The 19,411-nt window shown below is 74.8% G+C and carries 19 protein-coding genes; 14 read left to right on the top strand and 5 right to left on the bottom strand.

The window, feature by feature from the left end; genetic code table 11:
* On the bottom strand, positions 1 to 515 hold a 515-nt coding region (locus ACWENR_RS22090; RefSeq protein WP_452278869.1), incomplete at its 3' end, for a DUF1775 domain-containing protein.
* Positions 516 to 794: 279 nt separating this feature from the next.
* Here ACWENR_RS22090 and thrS point away from each other — a divergent pair.
* Positions 795 to 2,831 (top strand): threonine--tRNA ligase, encoded by a 2,037-nt coding sequence (gene thrS / locus ACWENR_RS22085; protein WP_452278868.1) that lies wholly within the window; start codon positions 795 to 797, stop codon positions 2,829 to 2,831.
* Positions 2,832 to 2,883: 52 nt separating this feature from the next.
* Here thrS and ACWENR_RS22080 read toward each other — a convergent pair whose 3' ends face one another.
* Entirely contained in the window at positions 2,884 to 3,630 is a 747-nt protein-coding gene (locus ACWENR_RS22080; RefSeq protein ID WP_452278867.1) for a D-Ala-D-Ala carboxypeptidase family metallohydrolase, read from the bottom strand.
* A 156-nt stretch (positions 3,631 to 3,786) separates the two neighbouring features.
* On the opposite strand from ACWENR_RS22080, the gene ACWENR_RS22075 reads away from it, so the two are divergent.
* Both ACWENR_RS22075 and ACWENR_RS22070 read left to right on the top strand, forming a co-directional pair.
* Positions 3,787 to 4,293: an HIT family protein gene (locus ACWENR_RS22075; RefSeq protein ID WP_452278873.1), complete on the top strand. Its 507-nt coding sequence runs from the start codon at positions 3,787 to 3,789 to the stop codon at positions 4,291 to 4,293.
* 62 nt (positions 4,294 to 4,355) lie between these two features.
* Positions 4,356 to 5,414, top strand: coding sequence for an aldo/keto reductase (locus ACWENR_RS22070; protein WP_452278866.1), 1,059 nt, complete (start codon positions 4,356 to 4,358; stop codon positions 5,412 to 5,414).
* A gap of 105 nt (positions 5,415 to 5,519) precedes the next feature.
* Here ACWENR_RS22070 and ACWENR_RS22065 read toward each other — a convergent pair whose 3' ends face one another.
* On the bottom strand, positions 5,520 to 7,682 hold the full coding sequence (locus ACWENR_RS22065; protein WP_452278865.1) for an elongation factor G-like protein EF-G2: 2,163 nt from the start codon (positions 7,680 to 7,682) through the stop codon (positions 5,520 to 5,522).
* A gap of 253 nt (positions 7,683 to 7,935) precedes the next feature.
* Between ACWENR_RS22065 and pgsA the strand changes: the two genes are divergently transcribed.
* The 6 genes from pgsA to pdxT all read left to right on the top strand — a co-directional run bounded on the left by pgsA (position 7,936) and on the right by pdxT (position 13,058).
* Entirely contained in the window at positions 7,936 to 8,565 is a 630-nt protein-coding gene (gene pgsA / locus ACWENR_RS22060) for a phosphatidylinositol phosphate synthase (RefSeq protein WP_452278864.1), read from the top strand.
* A gap of 43 nt (positions 8,566 to 8,608) precedes the next feature.
* Positions 8,609 to 9,541: a phosphatidylinositol mannoside acyltransferase gene (locus ACWENR_RS22055; protein WP_452278863.1), complete on the top strand. Its 933-nt coding sequence runs from the start codon at positions 8,609 to 8,611 to the stop codon at positions 9,539 to 9,541.
* Between the two features lie 15 nt (positions 9,542 to 9,556).
* On the top strand, positions 9,557 to 10,717 hold the full coding sequence (locus ACWENR_RS22050) for a glycosyltransferase family 4 protein (RefSeq protein WP_452278862.1): 1,161 nt from the start codon (positions 9,557 to 9,559) through the stop codon (positions 10,715 to 10,717).
* A gap of 11 nt (positions 10,718 to 10,728) precedes the next feature.
* On the top strand, positions 10,729 to 11,223 hold the full coding sequence (locus tag ACWENR_RS22045) for a hypothetical protein (protein ID WP_452278872.1): 495 nt from the start codon (positions 10,729 to 10,731) through the stop codon (positions 11,221 to 11,223).
* A gap of 234 nt (positions 11,224 to 11,457) precedes the next feature.
* Positions 11,458 to 12,375, top strand: coding sequence for a pyridoxal 5'-phosphate synthase lyase subunit PdxS (gene pdxS, locus ACWENR_RS22040; protein WP_452278861.1), 918 nt, complete (start codon positions 11,458 to 11,460; stop codon positions 12,373 to 12,375).
* Positions 12,376 to 12,449: 74 nt separating this feature from the next.
* Positions 12,450 to 13,058: a pyridoxal 5'-phosphate synthase glutaminase subunit PdxT gene (pdxT, locus tag ACWENR_RS22035; RefSeq protein ID WP_452278860.1), complete on the top strand. Its 609-nt coding sequence runs from the start codon at positions 12,450 to 12,452 to the stop codon at positions 13,056 to 13,058.
* A gap of 18 nt (positions 13,059 to 13,076) precedes the next feature.
* Here pdxT and ACWENR_RS22030 read toward each other — a convergent pair whose 3' ends face one another.
* Complete coding sequence (locus tag ACWENR_RS22030) at positions 13,077 to 13,928, bottom strand: MmyB family transcriptional regulator (protein WP_452278871.1); 852 nt, start codon at positions 13,926 to 13,928, stop codon at positions 13,077 to 13,079.
* A gap of 104 nt (positions 13,929 to 14,032) precedes the next feature.
* Here ACWENR_RS22030 and ACWENR_RS22025 point away from each other — a divergent pair, with 104 nt between their 5' ends.
* The 5 genes from ACWENR_RS22025 (at position 14,033) to ACWENR_RS22005 (ending at position 18,145) form a co-directional block, all read left to right on the top strand.
* The gene (locus ACWENR_RS22025) at positions 14,033 to 14,686 is read left to right on the top strand and encodes an NADPH-dependent FMN reductase (RefSeq protein WP_452278859.1); all 654 of its coding nucleotides are present in this window, start codon (positions 14,033 to 14,035) and stop codon (positions 14,684 to 14,686) included.
* Positions 14,683 to 14,844 (top strand): hypothetical protein, encoded by a 162-nt coding sequence (locus tag ACWENR_RS22020; RefSeq protein WP_452278858.1) that lies wholly within the window; start codon positions 14,683 to 14,685, stop codon positions 14,842 to 14,844. The genes ACWENR_RS22025 and ACWENR_RS22020 overlap by 4 nt, the downstream gene beginning before the upstream one ends.
* A gap of 234 nt (positions 14,845 to 15,078) precedes the next feature.
* On the top strand, positions 15,079 to 15,828 hold the full coding sequence (locus ACWENR_RS22015; protein ID WP_452278857.1) for a YebC/PmpR family DNA-binding transcriptional regulator: 750 nt from the start codon (positions 15,079 to 15,081) through the stop codon (positions 15,826 to 15,828).
* Positions 15,829 to 16,145: 317 nt separating this feature from the next.
* A complete protein-coding gene (locus tag ACWENR_RS22010) occupies positions 16,146 to 17,390 on the top strand; it encodes a hypothetical protein (RefSeq protein ID WP_452278856.1) in 1,245 nt (414 codons plus the stop codon).
* 116 nt (positions 17,391 to 17,506) lie between these two features.
* A complete protein-coding gene (locus ACWENR_RS22005) occupies positions 17,507 to 18,145 on the top strand; it encodes a DUF402 domain-containing protein (RefSeq protein WP_452278855.1) in 639 nt (212 codons plus the stop codon).
* 40 nt (positions 18,146 to 18,185) lie between these two features.
* On the opposite strand, the gene ACWENR_RS22000 is transcribed toward ACWENR_RS22005, so the two are convergent.
* A complete protein-coding gene (locus tag ACWENR_RS22000; protein ID WP_452278870.1) occupies positions 18,186 to 19,328 on the bottom strand; it encodes a nitroreductase family protein in 1,143 nt (380 codons plus the stop codon).
* Positions 19,329 to 19,411 lie beyond the last annotated feature (83 nt).

Here is a 19,411-nt window from a genome sequence, read left to right as displayed (position 1 = left end):
CCGGGCTCGGCCGGCAGGAGGGTGAGCGCCGGGGTCCGGCGTACGGCCGTGCCGTCGGCGTACGTCTGCACCACCTCGAACGCGAGCCGGTCGGCCGGTGGCAGCGGGCCCATGGAGAGGGTGAGCCGGGCCGGGCCGGGGGCGGCCCCGGGCATCCGGGTCCAGGTCACCGCGCTGGTGACCAGGTCGACGCGGGCCGAGTGGAGGCCGGCGACCGGCTGGTCGAGGGCGCGGGTGGTGATCCGGGGCGCCCAGCCCGGCACCGACATCGGGTAGACCTCGGCGACCGGGGCGTCGGCCGGCAGCCGGATCTCGATCCGGTCGGCTCGGGCGCCCGGCCGTTCCTCGGGCACCACGAACTCCAGTTTCACCGCTCCGCCCTGCCGGGCCGTGGTCGGGACGGTCGTCACGTCCGCCGCGTGGGCGGGGGCGGGCCAGGCCAGCACCCCGGCGGCGGCCAGGGCGGCTGTCACCCCGGCCCGGCGCCGACGGGCCGCCGTGCGGGTCATCGCCATTGTCGGTCCCCATCCGTGCTCCGGGTGGCCGGCTGCGGCCACATGCGGTAATTCGGATGCGGCGCCGGAAAGGTTCAATCCGCCGGGCGGGGACGTCGCCGGGCGGGGCGAGCGTCGCGCGCCCCACGGGCCGCGTCCGCGGCTGTCGGGCCACCCCGGCCCGCAGGCCGACGGCTCGCGGGGCGGTGGCGTCGCCGACCGCGCCGGCGGGGGCGACCGATAGCATCGCAGGAGCCGAACGCTCGGCGTGATCCTTACCGTACTGCTGGAGGAGTGACCGTGTCCGCACCCCGTACCCCCGCCGTGGCCGACCCCGTCGTCGTCGCCGCCGGGACCACGGCGGCCGACGCGGTGGCCGCGGCCGGGCTGCCCGCGACCGGCCCGAAGGCGATCGTCGTGGTCCGCGACCCGCAGGGCCAGCTGCGCGACCTCGACTGGGCGCCCGAGGTCGACACCGAGGTCGAGCCGGTCAGCCTCGACTCCCCGGACGGGCTCGACGTGCTGCGGCACTCGACCGCGCACGTGCTCGCCCAGGCCGTGCAGGACGTCTTCCCCGAGGCCAAGCTCGGCATCGGCCCGCCCATCGAGAACGGCTTCTACTACGACTTCGCCGTCGACAAGCCCTTCCAGCCCGACGACCTCGGCAAGCTCGAGAAGCGGATGCAGGAGATCGTCAAGTCGGGGCAGCGGTTCCGCCGCCGGCGCTTCGGCAGCCTCGACGAGGCGAAGGCCGAGCTGGCCGCCGAGCCGTTCAAGCTGGAGCTGATCGACCTCAAGGGCGACCAGCAGGGCGAGGTCAAGGGCGAGGGGCTGGACACCTCCGAGGTGATGGAGGTGGGCGGCGGCGAGCTGACCATCTACGACAACCTCGCCGCCAACGAGGACAAGGTCTGCTGGTCGGACCTGTGCCGGGGCCCGCACCTGCCGAACACCCGGCTGATCGGCGCGTTCAAGCTGATGCGCTCGGCCGCCGCGTACTGGCGCGGGTCGGAGAAGAACCCGCAGCTCCAGCGGGTCTACGGCACCGCCTGGCCGACCCGGGACGAGCTGAAGGCGTACCTGAAGCTGCTGGAGGAGGCCGCCCGGCGCGACCACCGCAAGCTCGGCGTGGACCTGGACCTGTTCAGCTTCCCCGACGAGATCGGCTCCGGGCTGCCGGTCTTCCACCCCAAGGGTGGCGTGATCAAGCGGGAGATGGAGGACTACGTCCGGGCCCGCCACATCGAGGAGGGCTTCCAGTACGTCGGGACCCCGCACATCACCAAGGAAGGTCTCTTCCACACCTCGGGTCACCTGCCGTACTACGCCGACACGATGTTCCCGCCCATGGAGATGGAGGGGGCGGACTACTACCTCAAGGCCATGAACTGCCCGATGCACAACCTGATCTACCGCTCGCGCGGGCGCTCCTACCGTGAGCTGCCGATGCGGCTGTTCGAGTTCGGGTCGGTGTACCGGTACGAGAAGTCGGGCGTCATCCACGGGCTGACCCGGGTGCGCGGCTTCACCCAGGACGACTCGCACTCCTACTGCACGAGGGAGCAGGCGCCGGCCGAGATCAAGCACCTGCTGGGGTTCGTGCTCAGCCTGCTGCGGGACTTCGGCATCGACGACTTCTACCTGGAGCTGTCGACCCGCGACGAGTCCAAGCCGGAGAAGTTCGTCGGCACCGAAGAGGACTGGGCCACGGCGACGGCGGTGCTGGAGCAGTGCGCCCGGGAGACCGGGCTGGACCTGGTGCCCGACCCGGGTGGCGCGGCCTTCTACGGGCCGAAGATCTCCGTGCAGGCCAAGGACGCGATCGGCCGCACCTGGCAGATGTCGACCATCCAGTACGACTTCAACCAGCCCAAGGGCTTCGGGCTGGAGTACCAGGCGGCCGACGGCAGCCGGCAGCAGCCGGTCATGATCCACTGCGCCAAGTTCGGCTCGATCGAGCGCTTCGTCGGCGTGCTCACCGAGCACTACGCGGGCGCGTTCCCGGCCTGGCTGGCCCCGGTGCAGGTGGTCGGCATCCCGATCCGCGAGGACCACACCGAGCACCTGCGGGAGTTCGTGGCCGCGCTGCGCGACAAGGGCGTCCGCGCCCAGGTGGACACCGGCGACGACCGGATGCAGAAGAAGATCCGCACCGCCCAGCAGCAGAAGATCCCGTTCATGGTGATCGCCGGCGACGACGACGTGGCCGCCGGCACCGTCTCGTTCCGCTACCGGGACGGCTCGCAGCGCAACGGGGTGCCGATCGCCGAGGCGGTGGCCCACGTGCTGGACGTGGTCGGCTCCCGTACCAACGTCGGCCCCTCCGCCCAGGAGTGACCCGCAGCCCCCGCCGCGCCCGGCGCGGCGGGGGCCCGGTCGGCCGGCGCGATCAGATCCCGCAGGTCGGGGCGGACCAGGACCGGCTGGGCGTGTTGCCCACGTGGGTGTGGTCGTTGTGCCCCGGGTAGCCGGGGCCGAGGATGTTGCTGAAGCCGTGGTAGCGGGCCTGCTGGGCGAGCCGGCACAGCGAGTGCGACCCGACCAGGTCGACGCCGTCGCCGTAGAGGTGCCGGCTGTTGGCGGCGCCGCCGACCGCGTTGTTGCACGCGTAGCTGCGGAAGCCGCTGCTGATCTGGATCAACTGGTCGCCCATGGCGTGCCGCATGGCCTGGAGTTTCCACATCGACACCCGGGCGTTGAACCGCGCGGTGCTGGCCGACACCGCGCCGCCGGACCAGTCGCTGTTGCACCTGTTCCACTCGGCGTAGGTGAAGTTGACCGGGGTGCAGTCGTCGTCCTGGAGCGCGTAGATCTTGTTGAAGGTCTGCGTTCCGGCGACGCCGTCGGCGCCCAGCCCGTACGCCTGCTGGAAGCGGATGACCGCGGACCGGGTCGCGGCGCCGAAGACCCCGTCGAGGCCGAGCACCGCGCCGTAGCCGGGGTAGCCGGAGACGCGGATCTGGAGCTGCCGGACGTCCTCGCCGGACATCCCCTGGGACAGGGTGCGGCCCCAGGTGTAGCAGCCGTCGGCGTGGGCCGCGCCGGCGGTGAGGGTGACGCCGACCAGGGTGGTGGCGGCGGTCAGTGCGAGCGCGGCGAGGATCCTGCCGAGCCGTCGGATCACGAGGGCCTCCATCGGTATGGACGTAAATCGATGAACGGAAGTTTCATCCGTGGAAGTCGATTCGTCAACAATTTCCGGCCCCGGTTCCCGGCGGCGGGCCTCGCCGCCCGTCCGGCCGGTCCGTAGGATCGGCGTGTGACAGGGGCGGAACGGCACACGGACAGCGGCATGGCCGACGGCCTGGAGCGGCTCTGGACGCCGCACCGGATGACCTACATCTCGGGCGAGGACCGCCCGAAGGACGGCCACGCGAGCGGCTGCCCGTTCTGCCTGGCCCCGGGCCTGCCCGCGGCGGAGAGCCTGGTCGTCGCGCGCGGCGCGCACGTCTTCGTCGTGCTCAACCTCTACCCGTACAACCCGGGCCACCTCCTGGTCTGCCCCTACCGGCACGTCGCCGACTACACCGACCTCGACGGGCCGGAGACCGCCGAACTGGCGTCGTTCACCCAGACCGCGATGCGGGTGATCCGCAAGGTCAGCAACGCCCACGGGTTCAACCTCGGGATGAACCAGGGCGGCGTGGCCGGCGCCGGCATCGCCGCGCACCTGCACCAGCACGTCGTGCCCCGCTGGGGCGGGGACGCCAACTTCATGCCGGTGATCGGTCGCACCAAGGTGCTGCCGCAACTGCTCGGCGACACCCGGGAGCTGCTCGCCCGCGCCTGGCCCGCCTGACCCGCCGGCCCGCCACCGGCCACCCGGCGCCGCGGGGCCGCCGGAGGTGGCACGATGCGTCGATGGCAGTCACCACGCGGACGTTGGGCCGCAGCGGCATCGAGGTCAGCGCCCTCGGCATGGGGTGCTGGGCGATCGGCGGCCCGTGGTCCGAGGGCAGCCGGCCGCTGGGCTGGGGCGCCGTCGACGACGAGGAGTCCGTACGGGCCGTCCGGCGCGCGCTCGACCTCGGCGTCACCCTCTTCGACACCGCCGACACGTACGGGGCGGGGCACTCCGAACGGATCCTGGGCCGGGCGCTCGCCGGCCGGCGGGACGAGGCGGTCGTCGCCACCAAGTGGGGCTACACCTTCGACGAGGCGACCCGGCAGGCCACCGGTGCGGACGCCTCCCCGGACTACCTGCGGCGGGCGGTGCGGGGCTCGCTGCGCCGGCTGGGCACCGACCGTATCGACCTCTACCAGCTCCACCTGGCCGACCTGCCGGTGCCCCGGGCCGAGGCGCTGATCGGCACGCTGGAGGAACTGGTCGCCGAAGGCCTGGTCCGGGCGTACGGCTGGAGCACCGACCGCCCCGACCGGGCCGCCGCGTTCGGCCACGCCGCGCCGCACGGCACCGCCGTGCAGCACGCCCTGTCGGTGCTCCGGGACGCCCCCGAGATGCTCGCCGTCTGCGACAAGTACGACCTGGCCGGCGTCGTCCGGGGGCCGCTCGGGATGGGCCTGCTCACCGGCAAGTACACGGCCGGCTCGACGCTGCCCCGCGACGACCTGCGCGGCGTCGCGCCCGGCTGGCTGGAGTGGTTCCGCGGCGGGCGGCCGGCCCCCGAGTGGCTGCGCCGGGTGGCGGCCGTGCGCGCGGCGCTGACGGCCGACGGGCGCACCCTGGCCCAGGGCGCGTTGGGCTGGATCTGGACGCGCAGCGGCCGCACCGTCCCGATCCCCGGCTGCCGGACCGTCGCCCAGGTCGAGGAGAACGCCGCCGCCCTGCGCCGGGGCCCGCTGCCGCCGGACCAGTTCGCCGAGGTGGAGCGCCAGCTCGCCGCCGTCCGCGCGGCGGCCCTGCGGTCGGCCGACCGCCCCTACTGGCCCAGCCCCACCCACCCCGCCGTCCAGCCGTGACTCCGCCGCCCGCCGGCCCCCGCGGGCGGGCGGCGTGGTCACCTCGCCGACGCGAGCGGGCGGGGTGAGTGGCGCGGCGTCAGGAGCGGGCGGCGTGGCGCGGTGTCAGGAGCGGGCGGCGTGCTCCTTGCGGACCTGGTCGGCCAGGTGGGCCGGCATCGGGTCGTAGCGGACGAAGTGGCGGCGGAACGTGCCGGTGCCCGACGTCATCGAGCGCAGCTCGACCGCGTAGCGGAGCAGCTCCGTGGCGGGCACCTCGGCGCGGACCAGGGTGCGCCCCTCGGAGCCGGCGTCCGGCTCGGTGCCGAGCACCCGGCCGCGCCGCCCGGACAGGTCGCCCATCACCGCGCCGACGGACGAGTCGGGCACCCGGATCGCCACCTCGTCGACCGGCTCCAGCAGCGCCGGCTGGCCCTTCTCGGCGGCGTCGCGCAGGGCGAGGGCGCCGGCGGTCTGGAAGGCCGCGTCGGAGGAGTCGACGCTGTGCGCCTTGCCGTCGACGAGCGTCACCCGCAGGTCCACCACCGGGTGGCCGGCGACCAGGCCCCGCTCCATCTGGGCGCGGACGCCCTTCTCGACGGAGGGGATGTAGTTGTGCGGCACGGCGCCGCCGACCACCCGGTCGACGAACTCGAAGCCGGTGCCGCGCGGCAGCGGCTCGACCTCGATGTCGCAGACGGCGTACTGGCCGTGGCCGCCGGACTGCTTGACGTGCCGGCCGTGGCCCCGGGCCGGGGCGGTCAGCGTCTCGCGCAGCGCGACCCGGACCGGCTCGGTGTCCAGCTCCACGCCGCCCGCGCGCAGCCGTTCCAGCACCACGTCGGCGTGCGCCTCGCCCATGCACCAGAGCACCAGCTGGTGGGTCTCCGGGTTGCGCTCCAGCCGCATCGTCGGGTCGCCGGCGACGAGGCGGGCCAGGTTGCGGGCGAGGGCGTCCTCGTCGGCGCGGCTGCGCGCCACGACGGCGACCGGCAGCAGCGGCTCCGGCATCTCCCAGGGGGCGATCAGCAGCGGGTCGTCCCTGGTGGAGACGGTGTCGCCGGTCTCCGCGCTGCCCGACTTGGTGATCGCGCAGATGTCGCCGGCCACGCAGGCGCCCACCTCGCGCAGGCTCGCGCCCAGCGGCGTGTAGATGTGGCCGACCCGCTCGTCGGCGTCGTGGTCGGGGTGGCCCCGCTCGGCCATCCCGTGCCCGGAGACGTGCACGGTCTGCTCCGGGCGCAGGGTGCCGGAGAAGACCCGGACCAGGGAGACCCGGCCGACGTGCCGGTCGACGGTGGTCTTGACCACCTCGGCGACCAGCGGGCCGTCCGGGTCGCAGGTCAGCGGCGGGCGGGGGGAGCCGTCCACCCCGGTGACCGCCGGCAGCTCGTGCTCCAGCGGCGAGGGGAAGCCGGCGGTCAGCACCTCCAGCAGGGCGTCCAGCCCGACGCCGGTCTCGGCGCAGACCGGCACCACCGGATAGAAGTGGCCGCGGGCGACCGCCTTCTCCAGGTCGTCGACGAGGACGTCGGTGCCGATCTCCTCGCCCTCGAGGTAGCGGTCCATCAGGGTCTCGTCCTCGCTCTCGGCGATGATCCCCTCGATCAGCTCGTTGCGGGACTCGACGATGGCGGGCAGGTGCTCCGGGTCCGGCTCGCGCACGTCGGCGGGCAGACCGGCGGTGTAGTCGAAGACCCGGCGGGTGATCAGGCCGAGCAGGCCGACCGTGGAGACCCCGTCGTCGCCGAGCATCGGCAGGTAGAGCGGGAGCACGTTGTCGCCGAAGACCCGCTGGCAGAGCGCCACCGCCTCGTCGAAGTCGGCGCGCGGGTGGTCCAGCCGGGAGACGGCGACGGCCCGGGGCATGTCGACCGCCGCGCACTCCTCCCAGAGGGCGGCGGTGGCGGCGTCCATCCCGTCGACGGCGGAGACCACGAACAGCGCCGCGTCGGCGGCCCGCAGCCCCGCCCGCAGCTCACCCACGAAGTCGGCGTAGCCGGGGGTGTCGAGCAGGTTGACCTTGATCCCGTCGTGCAGCAGCGGCGCGCAGGCCAGGCTCACCGAGCGCTGCTGGCGTACGGCCGCCGGGTCGTGGTCGCAGACGGTGGTGCCGTCGGCGACGGCGCCGGCCCGGCCGATCGTGCCGGTCGCCGCGAGCAGCGCCTCGACCAGCGTCGTCTTGCCCGCTCCGGAGTGCCCGACGAGCACCACGTTGCGGATCCTGCCGGGCTCGTTCACCACCGGCGCGCCGCCGGCGGCGCCCTTCTCCTGACTTTTCTGCGCCATGGGGCGCACCTCCCTCAGCCGTGGTGGGTGGCGACCGCCGCGCGCGACGGGGAAGCGGCCCGAGCGGGTTCCGCGGCGATATCCTCCGGTGCTTCGCTGGGTTGCGGGTAATCAACGGGCGGACGGGTGAGCTGGCTCACCTTCCCCGCTCGATCACACACCCGTTCCGGGGCCGGCACAAGACTCCGCCGCGCGCGCGTCGCCTGACCGGCCGTACCACCGGCGACCGGGCGACGGTTATCGTGGGACCGCCATGGCGAAGATCTTCCAAGTGACGGCCCGCGCGGGGATGACCCGCGTCGTCGAGCCCGTCGCACGCGGCCTGCTCCGAGCGGGCGTAACCCCCAACGCGGTCACCGTGGCGGGCACCCTCGGGGTGCTCGTCGGTGCGCTCGGCTTCGGTGCCCGCGGTCATCTGGTCGCCGGGGCCCTCATCGTGACCGTGTTCGCGCTCACCGACCTGCTCGACGGGACGATGGCCCGGATGAGCGGCGGCTCGACCCGGTTCGGCGCGTTCCTCGACTCGAGCATGGACCGGATCGCCGACAGCGCGGTCTTCGGCGCCGTCGCCTACTGGCTCGCCACCGAGCACGACTACTCGGGCGTCGCCGCCGCGCTGCTCTGCCTGGCCGCCGGCGGCCTGGTCTCCTACGTCAAGGCCCGCGCCGAAGGGCTCGGCATGACGTGCAACGTGGGCATCGCCGAGCGCACCGAGCGGCTGCTCATCGTCGGCGTCGGCGGGCTGCTCACCGGCATGGGCGTCGGGCCCGCGCTGGAGATCGCGCTCTGGCTGCTCGCCGCGGTCTCGATCTTCACCGTCGGGCAGCGGATGGCCCACGTCTACCGGCAGGCCCAGGCGACGACACCGGGCGGGCAGGGGTGAGCGCGGGCAGCGCCGGCCGGCCGCGGCGGCAGGGCCGGCGCCGGTGAACCTCACCGAGCTCGGCTACGTCGCCGGGTGGCGCGTGATCCGCGCGCTGCCCCGGCCCGTCGCGGCCGCGGCGTTCCGGGCGGGCGCCGACCGCGCCCACCGTCGCGGCGGCGGGGGTACGGCCCGGCTGCGCGCGAACCTGCGCCGGGTGGTCGGCCCCGAGCTGCCCGAGGCCGAGCTCGACCAGCTGGTCCGTCGCGGGCTGCGCTCGTACGCCCGGTACTGGCTGGAGGCGTTCCGACTGCCGTCGCTCAGCCGGGCGGAGATCCTGGCCGGCTTCCGGCTCGACGGCGAGGAGCTGCTCGCCGCCGACGTGGCCGCCGGCCGGGGCGCCGTGGTGGCGCTGCCGCACGCGGGCAACTGGGACGCCGCCGGCGCCTGGGTCGCGGCGACCGGCTGGCCGATCACCACCGTCGCCGAGCGGCTCAAGCCCGAGGGCGTCTACCAGCGGTTCCTCGCCTTCCGGCGGAGCCTGGGCATGGAGATCCTGCCCACCCACGGCGGCGACCGGCCCGCGTTCGACGTGCTGGTCGACCGGGTCCGGGCCGGCACGGTGGTGCCGCTGCTGGCCGACCGGGACCTCTCCGCCCGAGGGGTGGAGGTCGACTTCTTCGGCGGCCGGACGCGGATGCCGGCGGGCCCGGCCCTGCTCGCGCTGCGCACCGGCGCGCCCCTCTACGTCGCCTCGATGTGGTACGAGGACGACGCGGCGTGCGCGTCGATCGAGGGCCCGCTGCCGCTGCCCGGCCCCGAGGAGGGCCCGCTCGACGCGCGGGTCCGGTCGCTGACCCAGCGGGTCGCCGACGGTCTGGCGGCGGGCATCGCCCGGCATCCGGAAGACTGGCACATGTTGCAGCGGATGTGGCTGGACCAGCGCGGCACGGGCGACGGCGCCACCCAGCCCTCCCCGACCGCCGGACAGGCGTGAGGGAGGCGTTTACACGTGCGCATCGGCATCGTGTGCCCGTACTCCTTCGACGTGCCCGGCGGGGTGCAGAACCACGTCATGGACCTCGCCGAGGCGCTCATCGGCCTCGGGCACGAGGTGAGCGTGCTCGCCCCGGCCGACGAGGACTCCCCGCTGCCGCCGTACGTGGTGCCGGCGGGGCGGGCGGTGCCGCTGCCGTACAACGGCTCGGTCGCCCGGATCGCGTTCGGCCCGGTCTCCACGGCCCGGGTGCGGCGGTGGATCATCCGGGGTGAGTTCGACGTGCTGCACGTCCACGAGCCGCTGACGCTGAGCCTGTCGCTGCTGGCCGTGCTCTCCGCGCGCGGGCCGGTGGTGGCCACCTTCCACACGGCGATGACTCGGTCGCGGGCGCTCGCCGCCGCGCAGGGCGTGCTCCAGATCGTGCTGGAGCGGATCACCGCCCGCATCGCGGTCAGCGCGCTGGCGCGCAAGGTGCAGGTCGAGCACATGGACGGCGGCGCGGTGGAGATCCCCAACGGGGTGGCCGTCGCGAAGTTCAGCCACGCGGAGCCGCTGCCCGACTGGCCGGGGGAGTGCCCGCCCGGGCGGGGCGGCGCGATCGGCTTCCTCGGCCGCTTCACCGAGGCCCGCAAGGGCTTCCCCATCCTGCGGGACGCCTTCGTCGAGCTGGCCCGGCAGCGCCCCGGCCTGCGGCTGCTGGTGGCCGGGCCCGGCGACCCGGACGACCTGTTCGGGCGCTTCCCGGCGGAGCTGCGCGACCAGGTGACCTTCCTCGGGCTGGTCAGCGAGGAGGACAAGGCGCGGATGCTGCGCAGCGTGCACCTGTACGTGGCGCCGAACACCGGCGGGGAGTCCTTCGGCATGATCCTCACCGAGGCGCTGGCGGCGGGCACCACCGTGGTCGCCAGCGACCTCGACGCGTTCCGCCGGGTGCTCGACGGCGGCCGGGCCGGCCGGCTCTTCCCGACCGGGGACGCGGCCGGGCTGCGTACCGCCCTGGCCGAGTTGCTCGACGACCCCGACGGCCGGGCCGCGCTGACCGCCTGCGGCGACCAGGTGGTGGCCACCTTCGACTGGCCGGTGGTCGCCCGCCGGGTCCTGGAGGTCTACGCGGCGGCGATCGAGGCCACCGACGGGCGGGTCATGGACACCGAATGGGTGGGGCTGGACTGACGATGTCGGGCATGTGGTGGGTCGTGGTCGGGGCGCTGGCCGTCGGGCTGGTGGTGGCGTACCTGGTCTGGACCGCCGGCCGCGTCGACCGGCTGCACGACCGGGCGGAGGCGGCGGCCCGCGCCCTGGACGCCCACCTGCTGCGCCGCGCGGCGGCCGCGGCGGTCCTGGCCGAGCGGCGCTACGGCGTCGAGCTGTACGCGGCGGCGCGGATCGCGCTGGACGCCCGGCCGGAGGAGCGGGAGGCCGCCGAGAACGACCTCACCCGCCAGCTGCGCGCCGTGGAGCTGGACCCGGCCGACCCGGACTGCGAGGCGGTGATCGCCGCCAGCCGGCGGCTCGCCCTGGCCCGGCAGGTGCACACCGATTTGGTCCGGGACGCCCGCGCGGCGCGCAAGCGCCCGCTGGTGCGGCTGCTGCGGATGGGCGCCCGCCGGCCCTGGCCGCGGTACTTCGACGTCGACGACCCCACCCTCGCCGTCCCGGCCGACGTCGCCGCCGGCTGACGCCGGGAACCGCGCCGCCCGAGGCCGGAACCGCGCCGGCCGAGGTCGGAAGCCGCGCCGCCCGACGCCGGAAACCTCGCCGGCCGGCGGCGGTCTTCACCGGTCGGCGGCGGGCCGGTGACGGCTGCCACAGGGCAGTCCACCGGGGGTCCGATTGGCTGTCGGCCGGGCGCCGGGGCGGTCGTAGCATCGTCCGCAGCCACCCCCCCCAGCACGTTCGAGGAGCGATCACCCGTGCCCGAAACCACCGCTCAGAACGCCAGCGCCAGCCCCGTCACCGGCACCGCCCGCGTCAAGCGCGGCATGGCCGAGATGCTCAAGGGCGGCGTGATCATGGACGTGGTCAACGCCGAGCAGGCCAAGATCGCCGAGGACGCCGGCGCCGTCGCGGTGATGGCGCTGGAGCGGGTGCCCGCCGACATCCGCGCCCAGGGCGGCGTGTCCCGGATGAGCGACCCCGACATGATCGACGGCATCATCGCCGCGGTCTCCATCCCGGTGATGGCCAAGGCCCGCATCGGTCACTTCGTGGAGGCCCGGATCCTCCAGTCGCTCGGCGTCGACTACATCGACGAGTCCGAGGTGCTGACCCCGGCCGACTACGCCAACCACATCGACAAGTGGGCCTTCACCGTCCCCTTCGTCTGCGGGGCGACCAACCTCGGCGAGGCCCTGCGCCGGATCACCGAGGGCGCGGCCATGATCCGCTCCAAGGGCGAGGCCGGCACCGGCGACGTCTCCAACGCCACCACCCACATGCGCAGGATCCGCCAGGAGATCCGCCGGCTGGGCTCCCTGCCCGCCGACGAGCTCTACGTGGCCGCCAAGGAGCTGCAGGCGCCGTACGAGCTGGTCAAGGAGGTCGCCGAGAGCGGGAAGCTGCCGGTGGTGCTGTTCACCGCCGGCGGGATCGCCACCCCGGCCGACGCCGCGATGATGATGCAGCTCGGCGCCGAGGGCGTCTTCGTCGGCTCCGGCATCTTCAAGTCCGGCAACCCCGCGCAGCGGGCCGCCGCGATCGTCAAGGCCACCACCTTCCACGACGACCCGGACGTGCTGGCCAAGGTCTCCCGGGGTCTGGGCGAGGCGATGGTCGGCATCAACGTCGACGACATCCCGCAGCCGCACCGCCTGGCCGAGCGCGGCTGGTGACGGGCCGGGATAGGGCACCTTCCCGGCGTCCCGGGCGACGGCCCTTCCCCACCCGCCAGGAGAGGAACGGTGACATGAGCGACGCACCCGTCATCGGCGTGCTCGCCCTCCAGGGCGACGTGCGCGAGCACGTCGACGCCCTCGTCGCGGCGGGCGCGGACGCCCGCCCGGTGCGCCGGCCGGGCGAGTTGGACGAGGTCGACGGGCTGGTCGTGCCCGGCGGGGAGTCCACCACGATCAGCAAGCTCGCCGACATCTTCGAGCTGCGCGAGCCGATCGACAAGCGCATCGCCGGCGGCATGCCCGTCTACGGCTCGTGCGCCGGCATGATCATGCTGGCCCGGGAGGTGCTGGACGGCCGTCCCGACCAGCGCGGCTTCGCCGGCATCGAGATGACCGTGCGGCGCAACGCGTTCGGCCGGCAGGTCGACTCGTTCGAGGCCCCGGTCGAGATCGACGGCGTCGCGGGGGAGCCGTTCCACGCGGTGTTCATCCGGGCGCCGTGGGTGGAGCGGGTCGGTGCCGGCGTCGAGGTGCTCGGCACGGTCACCGAGGGCCCGGCCGCCGGGCGGATCGTCGCGGTCCGGCAGGGCAACCTGCTGGCCACCTCGTTCCACCCCGAGCTGACGGGCGACGCGCGGGTGCACGCGTACTTCGTGGAGCTGGTGCGGGCGGCCCGCTGAGGCGGGCGGACCGGCAGCTCAGCCGGCCACCGACCGCAGGTGCCCGGGCTGGCGGCCCTGCAACCGGTCCAGCCCGGCCGCCGTCGCCGCGTCGGCGGGCACGTGGACGACGAGGCGCTGGTGGTCGCTGTCGGCGAACTCCAGCGTCTCGTAGGTCAGCCGCAGCAGCCCCACCTCCGGGTGCCGCAACCCCCGCACACCGGTCGCCGGGGCCGCCACCGGCCGCCGCTGCCACCGCTGCGTGAAGGGCGCGCCGACCGTGCGGGCGAGCCGCTCGGCGAAGTCGTCGGTGGCCCGGTCGCCCCGGCGCAGCCGGTGCAGCTCGGCGACCTGCTGGTCGGCCAGCCGCGCCCAGTCGGGGAAGTGGTCGCGGGCGCGCTCGTCGGCGAGCACGAACCACACCAGGTTGGGGCGGTGGCCGTCGAGCAGACCCAGGGGGCGGGCCAGCCGGTCGAAGGAATCGTTCCAGGCCAGCACGTCGCCGAGCCGGTTGAGCACGTACGCGGGGGAGTCCCGCAGCGCGTCGAGCACCGCGCGGACGGTCGGGCGGACGGTGCGGGACACCGCCGGCCGCTCCCCGGGGCACAGGACGCGGCTGTGGTTGGCCGCCGCGAGCTGCCGCAGGTGGTCGCGGTCGGCGTCGTCGAGCAGCAGGGCGTCGGCCAGCGCGGCGAGGATCTCGGGCGACGGGCGGGTGTCGCGGCCCTGTTCCAGGCGGGTCAGGTACTCGACGCTGACCTGCGCGATCGTCGCCAGTTCGGCCCGGCGCAGCCCGGGCGTGCGCCGCCGGGCGCCCGTGGCGAGGCCCACCTGCGCCGGCTGCACGGCCTCCCGGCGGCTGCGCAGGAACGCGCCCAGCTCTCCGTCCATCACCGGTCCAGTCTGGCAGCCGTCCGGCGGCGCAGCGTGGCCCTGCCGGGGCCACCCTCGCGGCGGCCTCCCCACGCCGGCGTACCGGCCGCAGGCTCGTCGGCATGGAGAACGCACAGACAGCAGGGCCGGTCCGGATCGGCCTGATCGTGGGAAGCACCCGTCCCGGCCGGCGCGGCGCGGCGGTCGCCGGATGGGCCGGGAAGGTGGCGGCGGAGCACGAGGCGGTGCGCGCGGGCGCCGCCGTCGTCGAGGTGCTGGACCTGGCGGAGCAGGCCCTGCCGCTGCTCGACGAGCCGGTGCCGGCGATGTTCGGCGACTACCGCAACCCGCACACCCGTCGCTGGTCCGCCGCCGTCGCGGCCTGCGACGCGTTCGTGTTCGTGACGCCGGAGTACAACCACTCCGTCCCGGCCGCGCTGAAGAACGCCGTCGACTACCTCTACGCCGAGTGGAACGGCAAGCCGGCCGGGGTGCTCAGCTACGGCGTGCAGGGCGGCACGCGGGCCGCCGAGCACCTGCGGCAGATCCTGGCCGAGGTGCGGGCGGTGGTCGTGCCCACGGCGGCCGCCCTGACCGTCTTCACCGACTTCGACTTCTCCGGGTCGGATCCGGGCGATCCGACGGCACCGGGCCGGATCGCGCCGGCCGCCGAGCGGGCGGCGGCGCTGTCGGCGATGCTGACGGAGATCGTCGCCGGGGCGCGCTCCGCCGCCGACCTGGTCACGGCGGACGGCAGCCCGGAGCGGACGGCATGAGCATGGAGACGATCCTGATCAGGCTGCCCGGGCTCGAGTCGTTCCGGCGCTACCGGCCCGGCCTTCAGGGCCGGTGCGAGCAGCGGTCCACGGCCGGGTTCTCGGTGCTGGGGTCGTACGGCTTCGGGGCCGCGCCCGGGGAGTCGTCGGGGGCCTGACCCGCACCGCCGTCTCCGTTCCCGTCCGCCCCGGTCCGGGCGGGCGGGGCGGGTCGGTGACGCGCCGTGCGTGACAGTGGCCGGCCGGACGCCGGTAGGATTGCCGAGATTCGGCAGGGCCATCTGCCCGTCACGGCTTCCACCAGGGCTGACCGGCACCACCGCGTGCGCCGGCGGGAGCGGGGCGTGTGCGGTGCGGTCGATGCGGACGGCGGGTAGCAACGGAGGTAGCAGATGTCCGGCCACTCAAAGTGGGCGACGACCAAGCACAAGAAGGCGGTCATCGACGCCAAGCGCGGCAAGATGTTCGCCAAGCTGATCAAGAACGTCGAGGTGGCGGCCCGGACGGGCGGGGGCGACCCGGCCGGAAACCCGACGCTCTACGACGCCATCCAGAAGGCCAAGAAGAACTCGGTTCCCAACGACAACATCGACCGCGCCGTCAAGCGCGGGTCGGGCCTGGAGGCCGGCGGCGCCGACTACCAGACGATCATGTATGAGGGGTACGGCCCGAACGGCGTCGCGCTGCTCATCGAGTGCCTGACCGACAACCGCAACCGCGCGGCGACCGAGGTGCGCACCGCGCTGACCCGCAACGGCGGTTCGTTCGCCGACGCCGGCTCGGTGTCGTACATGTTCTCCCGCAAGGGCGTCGTGATCGTCCCCAAGGCCGGCACGACCGAGGACGACGTGATGATGGCGGTGCTCGACGCCGGCGCCGAGGAGGTCAACGACCTGGACGAGGCGTTCGAGGTGGTCTCCGAGCCGGGCGACCTGATCGCGGTGCGCACCGCGCTGCAGGACGCCGGCATCGAGTACGAGTCGGCCGAGTCCTCGCTGATCCCGAGCGTCAACGTCCCCCTCGACGAGGACGGCGCGCGCAAGATCTTCAAGCTCATCGACGTCCTGGAGGACTGCGACGACGTGCAGAACGTCTACGCGAACTTCGACGTCTCGGACGAGATCATGGCGGCCGTCGGCTGACGTCCACCGCCCGTCGGGCTCCGCCGGACAGCGACCTGGCGCGGTCCGGCGGGCGCACGGCCGGGCCCGCCGCCGGTCCCGCCGCCCCGAACGGGGCCCGTGCCCGCCGCCCCGAACGGGGCCCGTGCCCGCCGCCCCGGGAAGGGGCACCCGCAGGGCGGCAACCGCGATGACCTCGGGCTGTTCATCCGTTCGGTCCCAAGTATCGTACGTTCGTTGGCTTCTGCGTAGTTTACGGTTGTTCGGCCGGGCTCCCGCCGTTCGTGAGGTTCACATAGGATCCTCCGCTGTTTGATCTTCTTGAGCAACGGAGAGACATGCGCAGGACCCTCACCGCCGCGGCTGTCGCCCTGACGATTCCCGTCCTGGCCGGCGCGGTCGTCCCGCCCGCCGCGACAGCGGGCCCGATGGTGATCCCGGACCGGGGCCCGGCCTTCGGGACGTCGCGTCCGGCGGTGGCGCCGGTGGACATGCCGGCGACGGTGTACGGCGGCGCGTGGCGCTCGGGCCACGTGCAGGGGGTGGCGGTCGACTGGAGCCGTGGCCACGCCTACTGGTCCTTCACCAACCTCCTGGTCAAGACGGACCTCGACGGCAGGGTCGTCGGCACCGTGACCGGCCTGACCGGCCACCTCGGCGACCTGGACGTCAACCCGGAGGACGGCCGCGTCTACGGCTCGCTGGAGTACAAGGCGGAGCGGGCCTTCTACATCGCCATCTTCGACGTCACCCGGATCACCCGGGTCGGGATGGACGCCGAGACGGACGGGGTGATGACCACCGTCCACCTCCAGGAGGTCGTCGACGACTTCACGGCGGACCTGGACGGCGACGGCGTCTTCGACGGCGACACCGCGCAGACCGCCGACCACCGGTACGGCGCCAGCGGCATCGACGGTGTCTCGTTCGGGCCGGCGCTGGGCACCTCCGGCGGGCGCAACGTGCTGATGGTCGCCTACGGCATCTATCCCGACAGCACGCGTACGGACAACGACCACCAGGTGCTGCTCGCCTACGACGTGCGGCGGTGGAGCCTCCTCGCCCGCCCGCTCAGCCAGGCCGCACGGCACCGCAGCGGCCCCGCGAAGCCGTACGCCAAGGTCTTCGTCCGGACCGGGAACACCACCTACGGGGTGCAGAACCTGGAGTACGACCGGCACACCCGCCGCTGGCTGATGGCGGTCTACCGGGGCAGCAAGGCGGAGTTTCCGAACTGGACGCTCTACGCGATCGACGGCGCCGTCGCCCCGCAGACCGGGGCGATCACGGGCCAGCCGGACGGCGCGACCGGGTGGACCGTGCCCCTGGCCGCCGCCGGGCTGACCGACCCGGGCACCGGCATCCGCGGCTGGGAGGGGCCGGGCAGCTTCGGCCTGGAGGCGCTCGGCGACGGGCGGTTCTACGTGGTCACCAGCGGGACGACCACCGTGGACGGCGAGCGGCGGCAGACCGGCACCGCCCTCCTGCGGCGCTGGACGGGAGCGACGCCGGACCCCTTCGCCGCGCCGGTGCCGGCCCTCGCCGCCCGCCGCGGCCCCGCGCGTCCCGGGCCCGCCAGGTGACGCCCGCCGCGCCGGGGCGGCCGGAACGCGGGCGGGCGATCCGCCACGCCGGCCACCCGGGCCCGGCGTTACCGGGCGGCGGCGCCGGCAGCCGTTAGGTTGGCCGGGTGGGTCGGGTGGAGCGGGACGCTGCCGGGGCGCCGCGCCGCTTCGGCCCGGGCGACGTGGTCGTGCGGCGGGAGGTCCTGCACGGCGAGGTGTGGTTCGGCTGCCCGACCGTCTGCGTCGAGGATTCGCCCGACCTGCTCGTGCTCTACCTGCCCCCGGGCGCGGAGTTCGGCTTCCCCGAGACCGGGCGCTTTCCGTGCGGGCGGCACCCGTGGCAGGTCGCCGGGCACCGGGCGTGGACCGGGCACGGCAAGCTGATGCTGCACCGGCCGGGCGAGGCGCACTCCGTCGACGTCTTCTGGGCCGGCCCGGAGCGCGCCTTCGCCGGGTGGTACTTCAACCTCCAGGACCCGGTGCGGCGTACCCCGATCGGGGTGGACACCCTCGACCACGAGCTGGACATCTGGTGGCCGGCCGACGCCGACCGCTACGTCTGGAAGGACGTGGAGATGTTCGCCCAGCGCCTGGCGGAGGGGCGCTACCCGGGGATGGCCGACGCGATCCGGGCCGAGGGCGACCGGATCGCCGCCCTGCTCGACGCGGGCGAGCGCTGGTGGGACGAGGCGTGGGCGTCGTGGCGGCCGGACCCGGCCTGGCCCGTGCCGGCCCTGCCCGCCGGCTGGGCCGCCGTCCCGCCGGCCCGCTGACCGGGCCCGTGCCGCCGGCCGGTCGGCGGCGCCGCCCCCGTCACGCCCCGCCCATTCGGGGCTGCACCGGCCGGACCGCCACCGGGCTGCCCGGCCCGCCGCCCGCGCGGGACGCGTACTCGGGGACGCCCACGCAGGTGAACAGCAGGGCCGCGAGGTCGTCGGGCTCGCCGAGCAGGCCCGGGACCTCCGAGTCGAGGAAGGTCATCCCGGAGGCGCCGGCGCCGAGGGCGTACGCCGCCAGGTGCAGCCGGCCCTCGACGAGCCCGGCGGCGAGCTGGGCGTCGCGGTAGCCGCGGTCCTCGAGCGTCGACAGCGGCGTGGCCGCGACGACGACGTACGCCGCGTCGCCGGCGAGCGCCTGGTCGAGGCAGACGCGCACCAGCTCGCCGCGCAGCGGCGCCGCCCGCAGCGGCGTCGACAGGTCGGGCCACCGGTAGAGGCCGGGCGTGGTGTCGTCGACGCCGTGCACGGCCACCCAGTGCGGCACCCGTACGCCGCGCAGGGCGGCGGCCAGCGGCCACTCCAGCAGGGCGCGGGGCAGCGTGCGGGACCGGTCCATCCGGCGCTGCGAACCACGCCGGCGCACCACCTCGTCGAGCGTGGCGGAGGGCGGGTGGTCGGCCAGGGCCGGCGCCTCGGGCCAGGGTTCGCCGAGCGCGTCCCGGTCGCCCGCGCGCTGCGCCGCGGTGCACAGCGGCAACTCGACCGGCGGCAGCTCACCCGGGACCGCCGGCCCGGTGGGGCCGATCGCCGGCGCGCTGTCGCCGAGGGTCAGCAGGGCCAGCGGGTACTCGTGCACCCCGTCCGCGCCGACGAGGTCGCGGACGGTGGCGTCGGGGAACAGCGTGCGCAGCCGCGGCGCGAGGCCGGCGCTCGCGGCTGCCGCCGACAGTTGGGACAGCAGCGTCCCGGCGTCCCAGTAGAGGTGCCGCCACCCGCGTTCGGCGTACCGCCACCCCGTCCGCCACGGCACGCCCGTGACCACGAGCGTCGTGGCCGTGCCGGTGGCCGCGGGGGCGATGCGGACGAGCGCGTGCCGCGCCGGGTCGTACCAGTGCACGCCGTCGGGGACGCCCGCGACGTCGCGGGTGCTCGCGTAGACCTCCAGCGGGAAGCGCGCCCCGGCCGAGCCGGCGGCCCGGTAGAGGAACGGCCGACCGTGGCGCTCGGCGGTGCGCATCACCAGATCAGGGTCGCCGCGTACCACCAGGCGCCCGCCGCGCCGGCGGTGAAGAGCCTCACGCTCTCCGTCAGCACCGACGG

It is taken from the genome of Micromonospora sp. NPDC004336 (assembly GCF_053602615.1).
The sequence above is the reverse complement of the archived record's forward strand: the minus strand, read 5'-3'. Positions and strand labels throughout refer to the sequence as shown.

What these genes read in the sequence shown, in the direction of transcription:
- ACWENR_RS22080 (WP_452278867.1), bottom strand. Translation starts at nt 3,630, where the DNA reads ATGGAGGCCCTCGTGATCCGACGGCTCGGCAGGATCCTCGCCGCGCTC.
- ACWENR_RS22075 (WP_452278873.1), top strand. Translation starts at nt 3,787, where the DNA reads ATGGCCGACGGCCTGGAGCGGCTCTGGACGCCGCACCGGATGACCTAC.
- ACWENR_RS22070 (WP_452278866.1), top strand. Translation starts at nt 4,356, where the DNA reads ATGGCAGTCACCACGCGGACGTTGGGCCGCAGCGGCATCGAGGTCAGC.
- ACWENR_RS22065 (WP_452278865.1), bottom strand. Translation starts at nt 7,682, where the DNA reads ATGGCGCAGAAAAGTCAGGAGAAGGGCGCCGCCGGCGGCGCGCCGGTG.
- pgsA (WP_452278864.1), top strand. Translation starts at nt 7,936, where the DNA reads ATGGCGAAGATCTTCCAAGTGACGGCCCGCGCGGGGATGACCCGCGTC.
- ACWENR_RS22045 (WP_452278872.1), top strand. Translation starts at nt 10,729, where the DNA reads ATGTGGTGGGTCGTGGTCGGGGCGCTGGCCGTCGGGCTGGTGGTGGCG.
- pdxT (WP_452278860.1), top strand. Translation starts at nt 12,450, where the DNA reads ATGAGCGACGCACCCGTCATCGGCGTGCTCGCCCTCCAGGGCGACGTG.
- ACWENR_RS22030 (WP_452278871.1), bottom strand. Translation starts at nt 13,928, where the DNA reads ATGGACGGAGAGCTGGGCGCGTTCCTGCGCAGCCGCCGGGAGGCCGTG.
- ACWENR_RS22025 (WP_452278859.1), top strand. Translation starts at nt 14,033, where the DNA reads ATGGAGAACGCACAGACAGCAGGGCCGGTCCGGATCGGCCTGATCGTG.
- ACWENR_RS22020 (WP_452278858.1), top strand. Translation starts at nt 14,683, where the DNA reads ATGAGCATGGAGACGATCCTGATCAGGCTGCCCGGGCTCGAGTCGTTC.
- ACWENR_RS22015 (WP_452278857.1), top strand. Translation starts at nt 15,079, where the DNA reads ATGTCCGGCCACTCAAAGTGGGCGACGACCAAGCACAAGAAGGCGGTC.
- ACWENR_RS22010 (WP_452278856.1), top strand. Translation starts at nt 16,146, where the DNA reads ATGCGCAGGACCCTCACCGCCGCGGCTGTCGCCCTGACGATTCCCGTC.
- ACWENR_RS22000 (WP_452278870.1), bottom strand. Translation starts at nt 19,328, where the DNA reads ATGCGCACCGCCGAGCGCCACGGTCGGCCGTTCCTCTACCGGGCCGCC.